At 25.0% G+C, this 12,794-nt stretch carries 13 protein-coding genes; 2 read left to right on the top strand and 11 right to left on the bottom strand.

The features are described from left to right. Positions 1–135: 135 nt before the first annotated feature. From KXZ80_RS07320 to KXZ80_RS07285, 8 genes are all read right to left on the bottom strand, one after another. Positions 136–366 (bottom strand): YgjV family protein, encoded by a 231-nt coding sequence (locus KXZ80_RS07320; RefSeq protein WP_021432825.1) that lies wholly within the window; start codon positions 364–366, stop codon positions 136–138. A 48-nt stretch (positions 367–414) separates the two neighbouring features. After that, on the bottom strand, positions 415–1,107 hold the full coding sequence (locus KXZ80_RS07315) for a DUF3298 and DUF4163 domain-containing protein (protein WP_021432824.1): 693 nt from the start codon (positions 1,105–1,107) through the stop codon (positions 415–417). A gap of 102 nt (positions 1,108–1,209) precedes the next feature. Then, the gene (locus KXZ80_RS07310) at positions 1,210–2,493 is read right to left on the bottom strand and encodes a sensor histidine kinase (protein WP_038285201.1); all 1,284 of its coding nucleotides are present in this window, start codon (positions 2,491–2,493) and stop codon (positions 1,210–1,212) included. 145 nt (positions 2,494–2,638) lie between these two features. Further along, positions 2,639–3,544 carry a YkvI family membrane protein gene (locus KXZ80_RS07305; RefSeq protein WP_021432822.1) on the bottom strand — a complete coding sequence of 302 codons (906 nt, stop codon included), beginning with the start codon at positions 3,542–3,544 and terminating at the stop codon, positions 2,639–2,641. 228 nt (positions 3,545–3,772) lie between these two features. After that, positions 3,773–4,306, bottom strand: a complete 534-nt coding sequence (locus KXZ80_RS07300; protein WP_021432821.1) for a GNAT family N-acetyltransferase — start codon at positions 4,304–4,306, stop codon at positions 3,773–3,775. A 120-nt stretch (positions 4,307–4,426) separates the two neighbouring features. After that, the gene (locus tag KXZ80_RS07295; protein ID WP_021432820.1) at positions 4,427–5,668 is read right to left on the bottom strand and encodes a peptidase U32 family protein; all 1,242 of its coding nucleotides are present in this window, start codon (positions 5,666–5,668) and stop codon (positions 4,427–4,429) included. 192 nt (positions 5,669–5,860) lie between these two features. Then, a complete protein-coding gene (locus KXZ80_RS07290) occupies positions 5,861–6,847 on the bottom strand; it encodes a GIY-YIG nuclease family protein (RefSeq protein WP_021432819.1) in 987 nt (328 codons plus the stop codon). Positions 6,848–6,866: 19 nt separating this feature from the next. After that, complete coding sequence (locus KXZ80_RS07285; protein ID WP_021432818.1) at positions 6,867–7,256, bottom strand: trehalase family glycosidase; 390 nt, start codon at positions 7,254–7,256, stop codon at positions 6,867–6,869. Between the two features lie 151 nt (positions 7,257–7,407). Between KXZ80_RS07285 and KXZ80_RS07280 the strand changes: the two genes are divergently transcribed. Both KXZ80_RS07280 and KXZ80_RS07275 read left to right on the top strand, forming a co-directional pair. After that, positions 7,408–8,235 (top strand): sulfurtransferase, encoded by an 828-nt coding sequence (locus KXZ80_RS07280; protein WP_021432817.1) that lies wholly within the window; start codon positions 7,408–7,410, stop codon positions 8,233–8,235. Between the two features lie 71 nt (positions 8,236–8,306). Beyond that, positions 8,307–8,837, top strand: a complete 531-nt coding sequence (locus tag KXZ80_RS07275; protein WP_021432816.1) for a hypothetical protein — start codon at positions 8,307–8,309, stop codon at positions 8,835–8,837. Between the two features lie 105 nt (positions 8,838–8,942). Here the strand turns inward: KXZ80_RS07275 and KXZ80_RS07270 are convergent, their stop codons facing one another. The 3 genes from KXZ80_RS07270 to KXZ80_RS07260 form a co-directional block, all read right to left on the bottom strand. Beyond that, entirely contained in the window at positions 8,943–9,686 is a 744-nt protein-coding gene (locus KXZ80_RS07270; RefSeq protein ID WP_021432815.1) for an FtsZ/tubulin family protein, read from the bottom strand. Positions 9,687–10,458: 772 nt separating this feature from the next. Then, the gene (locus tag KXZ80_RS07265) at positions 10,459–11,400 is read right to left on the bottom strand and encodes an L-lactate dehydrogenase (protein WP_021432813.1); all 942 of its coding nucleotides are present in this window, start codon (positions 11,398–11,400) and stop codon (positions 10,459–10,461) included. Positions 11,401–11,504: 104 nt separating this feature from the next. Beyond that, the gene (locus tag KXZ80_RS07260; protein ID WP_021432812.1) at positions 11,505–12,761 is read right to left on the bottom strand and encodes a zinc-binding metallopeptidase; all 1,257 of its coding nucleotides are present in this window, start codon (positions 12,759–12,761) and stop codon (positions 11,505–11,507) included. Positions 12,762–12,794: the final 33 nt, after the last annotated feature.

The following is a 12,794-nucleotide window of genomic DNA, read 5'->3' as shown; positions in this document are numbered from 1 at the left end:
AAAACCCCCTATATAATTTTTATTAATAAGTTCTATTTCTAATATATGAAATGTCTGTATTTTTGTTTCTATTTGGATTTTATAATTTCAAAATAAAATGACCTATAATTTCAAATTATAAGTCATTTTATTTTATCAATTGTTTTTCCTAGATAACTTATATAAATTATAAAAATTAATAAGCACAATAAGAAAATTTGATATAGCCACTGGATATGCATTTACACTTATACCATATATGACAAATAAAATACATCCTATAGAGTTTATCACTCTAAGTTGTACTATAGATGTCATCATTAGTGAGATTACTATAAATATAGAAGCTAAATATCCTACATATTCAATTGGTGCAACACTAAACATAAAACTACTCCTTTTTATATAATTATGATTAGTGTTACTTTTTTTATTTTATTGTATGCATATATATTTAAGGTTTAAATATTGTTTAATTTCTTTTAAAGGAATATTAAATTTAGGAATTGAAACATAATATGGAGCTATCTCATAAATTTCAAAATATACTACTAAGTTATCATCAGTCATATAGAATTCTTGATTATCTTTTATACCTTTAAACCCATCATTTTCTTCAAAGAATATGTCCTTGTTTTTTTCAATATAACTTTGTATATAAGCATTGATAATTTTTTTGTAATCTACACCTTTATTAAATAAATCATTTAATAAAACTTGCTCACCTGTATCTAAATCATAATTATAAGATTCTAAGTAAGTCATACCATGTGCTCCGCCAGTAAACTCGTAAAACTCAACGGGTATGCTTATCAAATTATTTTTATCATAAGTTACATCAAAATTTGAATAGCCTTCATATTTAAATTTAACATCTCCATTTTTATAAATTTTCTTATAGTTCAGTGATTCTTTTTCTAAATTATCTTTAAATTTAATTATATCATTATAAATTATTGTATTTATACTTTGGATTATCTCCTTATTATAATCATTATGATAAATATATTTAGGATAAATTAAAATCTTAGGATAAGTAATTTCATATTTTAAAAACTCTGTTTCTTTTTTTAGTAGGTATTCCCCTACACAAGAATTATTAATTTTACATTCAATGTTATTATCCATATAAACCCTCCCACATAATAGCGTCTATACTAGAGTATGTTGAATTTATAAATTTGTTTAAAATAAAATCTAAGTTTTAATTAATAACAAAAAAAGAGCGTTTTACGCTCTTTGCATTATAGGTATTTGAATACTAAATTCAGTTTCCATATCATCACTATAGACCTCAATATTACATTTATGAGATTCTAATAATTTTTTAATTGAGTACAATCCAAAACCTCTATTTTTGCCTTTTGATGAGTATCCAAGTTCAAATATTTTTTTTACATCTTTAATCTTATTACCATTATTTTTTATAGAAATATTATGATAGTCTATATCACTATATATATCAACATGTATGTATTTATACTCTTTATCGTATTTTTTTAATTCATCTATAGCATTATCTATTATATTTAAAATTATCGAGCTAAGTTCTGAATCTGATAATTCTATATCTTCTAATAAACTATCTATACATGCAGTTAATTGTATATCATATTTTAAAGCTCTTCTTTTTTTAGTGTTTAAAATTGCATCCATATATGAACTTCCTGTACAAAAACAACTTAAACCATTACTTGCATCTTCTGACAATCCAAGAATATACTTTCTAGCATCTTCGTTTTTCCCACTGGAAACTTGCATTAATATAACTTGTAAGTGATTCATATAATCATGTCTTTGCATTCTTAATGCATCAACTGTATCTTCCATTTGCTTTAAGTTATTTTGCATAAGGTTTTGTTGAATCTCATTTAAAGCTTTTCTTTTATTATAATTGATAAGTACTAATAACATTCCTGAAAGGATTAAAACAAATCCTGACATTAAAAACAACATTAAAAATTGTGAAATCTCATATTTTAAATTCTTATTTTCATATACAATGAATACAACGATTCCAACAACTGTAATTATACAAGTACTTATATAAAATATTAGTCCTTCTATTTTTTTACTTTTATACACTTTACCTGTGCTGTCAATTTCCTTAATAAATTTTTGATACTTAAACATATTTACAAGCATGAACATAATAGATATAGGTATGTAGTATATTAAAATTTTTAAAATCTGATTATTTAAAACATAATCTAAATTAACACCTATAATGTTTATAAATGCTACTGATATCATCTCCAAACAAAACAACGTTGATGTGGTGATTATAGTAGCTACTACGCATCTTATAAATCTTACTTTTGAGAAAATCTGTATAATTGTAATTATTATTCCAATCAAAATAATTGAACTTATACCACTTGGTAAATTATTTTTTGTAAAATAGCATAAAATAGAATATATAAATGACATATAAAATATTTGTATTTTTTTCATCTTTTTTTCTACTATTAAACTCAAAGATGTAAAAATCACTAGTCCCTCTGGTATCCCCATGAAAATCAAGTCGACAATATCTATCTCATCCACCCCCTTTAGTTTAAATATTAACATATATTTTCAAACTCTTCCATATTTAAACTAAACATTCTATATTTATTTATATTTTGCTAATTTTTTATTAAAAACAAAAAAGAAAGTGTTAACACTTTCTAAAAATCAAAGATATAATTATTAAAACTCCTATAGTACCTGATATAGGGTACATAAAACTTACAAGGTATGAAAAAGGCAGCATTCCTCCCATTATACCTAATATAGTACAAAGTACAGCCATTATATTAAAACCTTTCGATTTTTCTAAATAACAACTGCTACATACATTCCAAAGAAGTGGAGCTGCTGTAGTGTATATACCCGCTATAAGTATTACAGAAAAAACACTTCCAACTAATGGAGATATCTGTTTTGCCATATATAAAGTTGGAATTTCTTGATTATATGTATTTTGAATATCTGATAAAAGAGCTATATTTATAAACATAGCAGATAATATAAGTATTGATCCACCTATAATACCTGCATATTTACAGTTTTTTATATTATGTACAGTTTTTCCTGCCCCTACTAGAAATGGTGTTGCAAAGATTATGTTCAGCCCACTATATACAAAAGCTGCTATGGGCCAACTATCAATAGCTTTTGTCATTTCTAAGTTATTCACTATATAATCTATGTTATATAAATTTTCATAGTTCATATTTATGGTTTTTAAACTTACAGCTATTGCAACAATTGCAATTATTGGACCTATACTCCCTAATATATCTATTACTTTGTTCATACCTAATATAACAGATATCATAGTTATAATTGCAAGTAATAATCCGCCTAGATTTTTGTCTATTCCATAGTATTGATTCATAGCAGCTCCCGCTCCTGCAACCATAACTATAAAGCTACAAAGTGAAAAGACTGGTATTATTATTTTAAATACACGACCTAATTTCTCGCCAAATAAATATAAAAATATATCATTACTATATTTTAAATTTTTTGATTTTCCTATTATAAACAACTTCGATCCACAATACATCATAATAATCATGCATACAATTCCTGATAATATGCTCTTACTACCTTGAGATGAAAAAAACTGTAGTATTTCTTGACCTGTGGCAAAACCTGATCCTATACATACCGATAAAAATGCCCCAGATAATAGAACTATCTCTTTTATGTTTTTAGTAATTTTAACCCCCTCCTATACATTAGCACTATAGTACTAATATATAGGAGGGAGACTATTTATATTACTTAATTTATTTAATTAATATTATAAAATCATACCCATACAAACTATATTAAAGAATTCTCCATCTATATAAGTTTCATTTTTTAATATACCTTCTACTTCAAAGCCACATTTTTTATATAGAGCTATAGCTCTTGGATTATCTTCTCTTACTGAAAGTGATATCTTTGTAGTTATTTTATTATCTCTACACCAGTTTATTAAACAATCCATCATTATTTTTCCAAGTCCTAAATCACAATATTTCTCAGTTATTACTATACCTAATATACCTACATGCTTACCTTTTTTCTTTTGATTTGATGATATTGTCCCTATTCCTATTATTTCATCATCTACTAAAGCAAGTATCATAAAGTTATTATTAGATGAATTAGTCGATTCAATCATAGCCTCTTGCTGTTCTAAACTTACATTGTATTCATCTCCTCCAAATGATAAATATGTAGTTTCAGCTCCTACAGTATTATAAAATTTTATAATACTTTGTGCATCTTCCTTTGTGGATTCTCTTAAAGTTACTGATTGATTATTTTTCATAATTGCTATGCTCATAATTTATTGCCCCCTTAGGTTTGTATATATCTATATTATTATTAATTTTTTTATTTTTCAATACGTTTACATATTATAATAATAAAAACCAGAAGCTAAATATAACTTCTGGTTTTATTATTATAATACATTTATAGTTGTTATTGGTTTTCTTAACATATAATGTTCTTCCACTGGTATATCTAATTTCATTTTTACTATTTGTTTTGCATGTGGAGCAGATTCGATAGGTTCATTTTCTTCATTGTACATTTCTAAAATTTTACCATACATAGTTTCTTTATATGGTCCTATTATTTCTATTTCGTCTCCTACAAACATTCTATTTCTTTGCTCAACTATAACTAGTCCACTTTCTTCTTCATGTCCTCTAACTACACCTATAAAATCATAATTTCTTACATACGAAGCAGATTCATAGTTTTGATCTCTAGTAGATGTTTTCCCTAAATAGAACCCTTCACTGAAATGCCTATGACTTCCTTTTTTAAGCTCTTCTAACCACATAGGATTAAACTCCCAATTTTCAGGGTCTTTTATATATTCATCTATAGCCATTCTGTAGGCCCTAACAGTAGTTGCTACATAATATGCAGTTTTCATTCTTCCTTCTATTTTAAAACTATTTATTCCACTTTCTATAATTTGTGGTATATAGTTTATCATACACATATCTTTTGTATTAAAGAAAAATTCTGCATCTACATCATCTAAAACTTTTTCGTAGTCTCCATTTTCTTGTTCCTCAACTAATGTGTATTTCCATCTACAAGATTGTGCGCAAGCTCCTCTATTGGCATCTCTACCTGTTGTATAGTTACTTATTACACATTTTCCTGAGTAAGACATGCACATAGCACCATGTATAAATGCTTCTATATCCATACCTTCTGGAGAATTGTCTCTTATCTCTTTTATTTCTTCAAAAGATAACTCTCTTGCCATAACTACTCTTTTCGCTCCTTGGTTATACCAGAATGTAGCTGATGCTGCATTAGTTGTACTAGCTTGAGTACTTATATGTATTTCCATATTTGGTACAACTTTTTTAACTACACTAAAAACTCCTGGATCACTTACTATTACTGCATCTACTCCTATTTCTTCAAGTTCTTTTAAGTAAGCTTCTAACTGTTCAAATTCTTCATTTCTAGGTATTATATTTACAGTAACAAATACTTGTTTACCTCTTTCATGCGCAAATCTAACACCTTCTGCCATATCTTCTTTATTGAAGTTTTTAGCAGCAGATCTCATTCCAAATATTTCACCACCTATATAAACAGCGTCAGCTCCATATATAAATGCTGTTTTTAATCTTTCTAAATCACCTGCTGGTGCTAATAATTCTATTCTTTGCATAACGTCTCCTTCATTAAGATAGTATTATCTAAAATACCCTCTTTAAAATTAGTTAATTTATACTTATTTTTAAAGAGGGCTATATATAGTATTTTTTATTATATTTTAAATATTTAATTTATACCCATAAAATAGTTTCCGTAATCTATTTTTCAAAATACATACTGAAACTATTTTATTATACCAAAGTGTCTAAATAAAATCTAGTTTTGATTTACTTTTTAAATAATTATATATCGTGCTAGCCATATCTAAATCTGCTTTTTCTATATAATTTTTATTTTTTTCAACATGATAATTTTGTTCGAAATTTTGTTTGAAATAATCTTTCAGATTTTCTTCGTTAAAATCTTTTTTAACTACCTCTGAGTATATAATGTCTTTGCCTTTAATTATATACGCTTTTTTTTTAATATCATCAATATCTATAGAAGTTATTATTATCTTTTCTGATTTCATATAATTTATAACTTCACTTCTACTTAAAATAAGTTCTATACAATCTAAGTTTTCTTTAAATTGTGAGGCTTTCTCAAAATTCAAAGTATTTATTGATTCTACTATTTCTTTATTAAAATCATTTACTAGATCCTTATCTGAACCATTAAGTGTATCTATCAGCTTGTTTATGGAGTAGCTATATTCTTTTTCGTTTTTGTTTTTACATGGTGCCATACAAAATCCTAAGTCATTATTTATACACCCTTTTAGTTTATTGATGCCTTTACATGATCTTAGTTTAAAGTATTTGTTCAAAACCTGCACTATGTTTTCTAGTTTTTGAATTGATGTATATGGTCCAAAATATAATTCATCACAATCATTATCTGAAACACATTCCAAACATGGGTAATCTTCGTTGGTGCTTATTTTTAAATAGGCATATTTTTTATCGTTTTTTAAAAGTGTATTATACATAGGTTGCAGCTTTTTTATAAGTTCACATTCTAACACCAGTGCGTCTAATTCTGTATCGGTTTTTATTATTTCTATATCATCTATAAATTTAATCATTCTTGTAATCTTTTTTGATGGATTATATGATGGTAAAAAATATTGAGATACCCTATTTTTTAAAGATTTAGATTTTCCTACATACATTATATTTTTATCTTTATCTTTCATAAAATATACTCCTGGTGTTTCAGGTAACGATTGTACTTTATCTTTTAGCTTCATATAGATCTCCTTTTAATGTTTATAATACTTCTTTATATATTAAATTTTTTTCATCCATTACATCATCTCTTACTGATTTAGCTTGTTGAATAGTTGCTACATTTGCCCATAAAGGCATGAATCCTTCCGTTCCTTTACCTCTATCCACTAATATTTTATCTTTATCTTGTTTGATTTGCAAATCATAATAATATCCAGTTTCAATATCATACATATTCTTATTTATATAGTCCCTTATATATTTAACTTCTTTTAAATACTTTTCACTATCTTTATTATAATTTAAAGTTTTTGCAATTTCAGATAAAATAATCTTTTCTTTATATAAAAAAGAATTTAAGTCAACATACTCTTGATTAATAGAGTGCCCTATCATAGTACCATTTGAAATATTTTTATAAACTAGCATTCATTTTTATATAAATACTAATTGTTTTGTTTATTTTTTTTATTTTTTTATTTATTCCTACTAGGTAATTATATTCATATTATATTTAATAACTACATTTTTTACCAATTCAATGTTATTATTAAATTATAAAAATCTCGGAGGTGTGTTTATGAAAAATTTCGTTGATTGTTCGTTTATAACTGATTTTAAAGACCCTACTTCTCTATTTCTGATAGATTGTAGATTCGATTTATTCAATGAGTCCTTAGGTTATAACTCATACAAAGAATCTCATATTCCCAATGCATTTTTTCTTGATATAAACAAAGATATTTGTGGTTCTCCTCAAATTCATGGCGGAGCTAGACCTCTACCAGATAAAAATACTTTACAAAGTAAATTATCTTCAATTGGAATTGATGTAAATTCTACAATAGTAGTGTATGATGAAAAAATATATAGTTCACCACGCGCTTTTGTTCAATTGAAATATATGGGGTATAAAAATGTATACATATTAAATGGAGGTTTTAAAGCATGGAAAGATAATAATCTTCCTGTTACAAACAAAATACCTTCATTCTCTTCTGCCCATAAACTTAACTTATCTTCTACTGATAATATAATATGTGATATAAACTATGTAAAAAAATCAATTAAAGACAACGACATAGTTCTAGTTGATTCTAGGGATAATAGTAGATATACAGGAGAAATTGAACCTCTTTATAAAAAACACGGTCATATACCTAGTGCAATAAATATACCTTGGCATAATAATATAGATAAGAATGGATTTATTAAAGATTTAAATATTATCGACAAAAATTTTTCTACTCTAAAAAACAAAGAAGTTATTACTTATTGTGGCTCTTGTATAGAAGCTTGTGTAAATTACGCTTTACTAGATGAACTGTCTTATAATGTGAAAACTTATATAGGCAGTATGAGTGATTGGATTAGCTATGATGAAAATGATGTTGAATCAATGTTTTAGAATCTAATTTTGAAATATTTTTCTAATATGTTAAAATATCATAGTAAATTATAACAACAAAGGAGAAAGTCATGAAAAAAGAATTTTTAACTAGCGAGAAAGTATTTTTACAAGAAAGCAAATTTGCTGATATATTAATATCAAGTAATGGATATGTAGATTTACATGATAAATTATCTAAAAGTGATTTAGATTATAGCGATGATAAAGTTTTTGAAATAATGCCTAGTGGTTTTATAGATTTTAATCAACATTTATATGAAGATATAAATCATATGAATTCAATTAGCTGTGGTTTATATTTAGAAAGATCTTTAGTTACTTTTAGAATTTTCTTATGGGGTGCTAAAGGCGAAGGCTTTGAAATATTCAAGCATGTTTTACGTGGTGATGAAATAGAAGCTTTAAAATCTATAGATGATATAAAAAAATATATATATAAACATTTAGATGAATTAGAAGAAGGCATTTTAAAAACATATAGTATGTCTGCTATGCATTCTTTTGAACAACTTGGAATGGGAATAGAAAGTAAAAAACTTCCTTTACATAGCATACTTCATTTTATCACTATAGATAATAATATAGCTGATTTTAGATAATATTATTAAAGATGCTACTGACTTTATTACAAATAAAAAAATATAAGTTTTACTTCCTAAATTTAAAATTAAATTTAGGTTGCTAAAACTTATATTTTTTATTTATTAGTTATATAATATTCCCATTCTTATCTTATCATTTAAATTTTCATTTAAAGCAAGTGTAAATATTAAGTCACATTTTCCATCAATTTTACCTTGAATATTTTCTAACATTTCATTTAATATAAATAAAACTTCTTCAATTTTACAATACTCATTTCCAAGACTTATAAATACTATTCCTTTTTTCTTTGTTAATTCATCATTAGTTTTTATTATAGTATCAAATAGCATGTCTACTAATTCTTCTTTACTTGTTGAATTATCACTTTCTACAAATCCATGAGCTAATCCTTTTTCTTTTGATAAAATTTCTTTTAAATCTGTTAAATCTATATTTATAGTACATTCTTCTGAAACAGATTCTACCATCATATCAATTAACTCACATATTAAAGTGGAGTTATTATCTCTCATTACAAACTCTGCATTGAAATCAAATTCAACTTTCTTTTCATCTTGATTAACATCAATTCCAATGGATACAATTCTTCTTTCTTTCGCCATATAATTTATAGCTTTTACTATATCACATGTTCTTTGTTCTTTTGAATTATACGTAATAAAAACTATTTCAATTTCATCTAAAATTTTAGCTGCATAATCTTTATCTATATCTTGATTTATAGATATTTTTTCTGTATCTAATATTTCTTTATTATTTTTATAATTCACTATGTATTCAAGATTTTTTATTCCATCTTCACTTACACCTATTATTTTTGCATACTTATTGTTAAAATTCATAATATTGTTGCTCCTTAATTTAATTAATAATTTATTAGTAGTAATAACTTTATTATTAACTTTCTATAACTTTCTAGTACTATATTACTAAAATTATGAATTATAGTAAAGTCTTAACTTTCATAAGTAAATTTGCTTTTAAAATTAAATTTACAAATATATATTAAATAAAAAAGAGCCATCTAAAAATTATCGATAGCTCTTTTTACGTATTCAAACTCTTGGTATGCACCTCTTTTGTCCTCCTAGAATTTTTTAAACTTTTTATTACTCAACTTCATAATCTGGTGAATAATCATAATCAATTTCCATTTCATACCCAAAGTGATCTAAGACAACTATATTTTCCATATAATTCACCTCCTTATTTTTTTGTTTTTGCAACTTATTAATTTAATTCTATCATATCCAATATTTGGTTGGCAATATATTTTTTGAATTTTTTTAAAATTCTAAATCATATTTCTTATTTTTTTAAAACTAACTTATTTTTTATTTCACTTTACTCTGTTTTATAGTCTGGTGAATAATCATAATTTAATTCTTCTTCATATCCAAAATACACCATTTCACTGAATTCTAACATTTTTTATTCTCCTTTTTATTTGCAAGTTATTATTTTTGTATTTCATTATACTTTAATATATGCAGAAGATAGTTAGAATTCTACCTTTTTTTAATTTTTTTTTATTCTTTTCTTATTTAAATTTAAAAAGGAGTATGCAATGTCATACTCCTTTAATTTCTTTTTTCTATTTAATAAGTAATCTAATTATCTGAAATCTATTTTATCAATATTTTCCTTCATTATACATATAGATTTATCAAGTTTTGATTTTTCCTCTTTTTCTAATGCTAATTCTATAACTCTTTCAACTCCATTTTTGTTTACCACACTAGGTACAGCTATGTATACATCATTATGACCATATTCTCCATTTAAATACGATGATACTGTTAAAATACTATTTTCATTTTCTAATATAGCTTTTGTTATAGCTGTTAATGCCATTCCAATTCCATAGTACGTTGATTTCTTTCTTTTTATTATCTCATAAGCAACATTTTTGACTTCATCTTCTATTTTATCCAGATCGTCAAAACTTAGATTATTATGCTTTGATGCTATTTGGTATATAGGCTGAACTCCTTGTAATGCATAGCTCCACGCAACAAATTGAGAGTCTCCATGTTCTCCCATTACATAAGCATGTATATTTTTAGAGTTAACATCTAATTTTTCACTTAGCATATATCTAAGTCTCGATGAGTCTAGTGTAGTTCCTGATCCAATAACTTTCCCTTTATCATATCCTGATAATTTCCATGCAACATATGTCATTATATCAACTGGATTTGTTGCAATCAATAATATACCATTAAATCCAGATTTTTTTATATTCCCTATGATATTTTTCATTATCTTAGTGTTTTTATTTAATAAATCTAATCTTGTTTCTCCTTCATTTTGTATTGATCCAGCCGTAATGCATATTATATATGCATCAGAGCAATCTTTGTAATCACCTGCATATATTTTCATTATTCTATCTCCAAAGTTAAGCCCATGATTTAAATCCATAGCCTCACCTTGAGCTCTATCTTTATCTATATCAATTAGAACTAATTCCTCACAAGTTCCTTGATTTACCATTGAATAAGCATAGCTCATGCCTACCATTCCAGTTCCAATGATTACAACTTTGTTTTTCATTTATTTTCCTCCTATGCTAATCATGTTATTAATACACATTAATATGATTTCTTTAAATAAAAAATATAAACCATAAATTTTATTTTAATTTAATTTTTATGATATCAAATTGTATTTATTTTGCTTCTTAATTGGTATCTTAATTCTACTAAATCTTTATATTTATAGAAAAAGTTTATTTTCTGATCCTTAATACTATTTCCTTCAGGCTTATCATTAAGTACAAAATAACTAAATGTTTCAGCTATATCTTCACTCGGATCTGTTGATGCATATTCATCAACAAAACTGCTTTTATGTCTATCATAAAAGTATAAATTTTCTTTATTTATATTTCTATCTTCTAATATATCTTTCCAAAACTCACTGTAAAAATCATTTATGTAAGAATTTTTATTAGATACTAATCCCTCTTCACAATAATTTTTCATATTATAATCCTCTGTATAGTTTACTTGTTTATCATTTAAAGTCATATAGTGAAAATATTCATGTAATATTGTTTCATAAAATAATTTATTTTTAAATACAACATCCTCTGGGTCTATATTCATTATCCATCTGCTTCCGCTATTATTATTTACTTTAACTGAGGCTAACTCGTTAAATTTTCCATCAGTTGTAAGATAAAGCTCATCAAAATTTTCCAATCCTTTATTAGGTAAAATGAATTTTATTTTCTCCCATATATTGTTATATTCTTTATTTTCTTTATCATTTAGATATTTTGGAGTTAATCCTTTTATATATTGATACTCTAAATTTAAGTTTTTAGTTATGTCAAAAGATGCTTTCAAATCTAAAGAACTATTTTCAGTTAAATACATAACAATTACATCTACATTCTTTTTATTGTATCTAGATAAAATATCCTGCATTTTATCTAGAGATTCATAATCACCTTGGTTGTAGTCTTCTATTAATAATCTTAAAGTTTTATAGTCACTTTCACTTAAAATTCCCTTTAATTTATTTAAAGTTTTATCGTTTTGAATCCCTTCTGATCTATCAGATTCATGGTTTTCATATTCGTAACCATTTAATAAATACTTTATTGTATATTCATTTAATTTGTTATCTACCAAACTGTATATTGAACTTTCTAAAAAACCAGGTTGAATTTTATTTTTTTCAATTCTTTTACAAGTTAAATAATTACCTATAGATATTAACTTTTCAACTTCACCTCTTTCTTCTTTACTTACTTTATATTTTAATAATCCTAAGTTATCATCTACTATATTATTTATCTTGCTATAATGCTCTACTTTAAAGAAATCCACAGCCATATATCCTAGTATAAAAAACGTACATACAAATACTATAATTATAATACTTACGCATTTTTTATTTAAATTCAAAATGCTCATCTCCCCATTATTTAATTCTTTAAA

The sequence above is a fragment of the Paraclostridium bifermentans genome (genome assembly GCF_019916025.1).
Lineage (GTDB): Bacteria > Bacillota > Clostridia > Peptostreptococcales > Peptostreptococcaceae > Paraclostridium > Paraclostridium bifermentans.
The sequence above is the reverse complement of the archived record's forward strand: the minus strand, read 5'-3'. Positions and strand labels throughout refer to the sequence as shown.

Excerpts from the sequence above, each read along its gene's own strand:
- KXZ80_RS07280 (WP_021432817.1), top strand. The coding sequence starts at position 7,408 with ATGAAAAATTTCGTTGATTGTTCGTTTATAACTGATTTTAAAGACCCT.
- KXZ80_RS07300 (WP_021432821.1), bottom strand. The coding sequence starts at position 4,306 with ATGAGCATAGCAATTATGAAAAATAATCAATCAGTAACTTTAAGAGAA.
- KXZ80_RS07270 (WP_021432815.1), bottom strand. The coding sequence starts at position 9,686 with ATGAATTTTAACAATAAGTATGCAAAAATAATAGGTGTAAGTGAAGAT.
- KXZ80_RS07310 (WP_038285201.1), bottom strand. The coding sequence starts at position 2,493 with ATGGGGATACCAGAGGGACTAGTGATTTTTACATCTTTGAGTTTAATA.
- KXZ80_RS07305 (WP_021432822.1), bottom strand. The coding sequence starts at position 3,544 with ATGATTATTATGATGTATTGTGGATCGAAGTTGTTTATAATAGGAAAA.
- KXZ80_RS07285 (WP_021432818.1), bottom strand. The coding sequence starts at position 7,256 with ATGCTAGTTTATAAAAATATTTCAAATGGTACTATGATAGGGCACTCT.
- KXZ80_RS07315 (WP_021432824.1), bottom strand. The coding sequence starts at position 1,107 with ATGGATAATAACATTGAATGTAAAATTAATAATTCTTGTGTAGGGGAA.
- KXZ80_RS07265 (WP_021432813.1), bottom strand. The coding sequence starts at position 11,400 with ATGAAAAACAAAGTTGTAATCATTGGAACTGGAATGGTAGGCATGAGC.
- KXZ80_RS07295 (WP_021432820.1), bottom strand. The coding sequence starts at position 5,668 with ATGCAAAGAATAGAATTATTAGCACCAGCAGGTGATTTAGAAAGATTA.
- KXZ80_RS07290 (WP_021432819.1), bottom strand. The coding sequence starts at position 6,847 with ATGAAGCTAAAAGATAAAGTACAATCGTTACCTGAAACACCAGGAGTA.
- KXZ80_RS07275 (WP_021432816.1), top strand. The coding sequence starts at position 8,307 with ATGAAAAAAGAATTTTTAACTAGCGAGAAAGTATTTTTACAAGAAAGC.
- KXZ80_RS07320 (WP_021432825.1), bottom strand. The coding sequence starts at position 366 with ATGTTTAGTGTTGCACCAATTGAATATGTAGGATATTTAGCTTCTATA.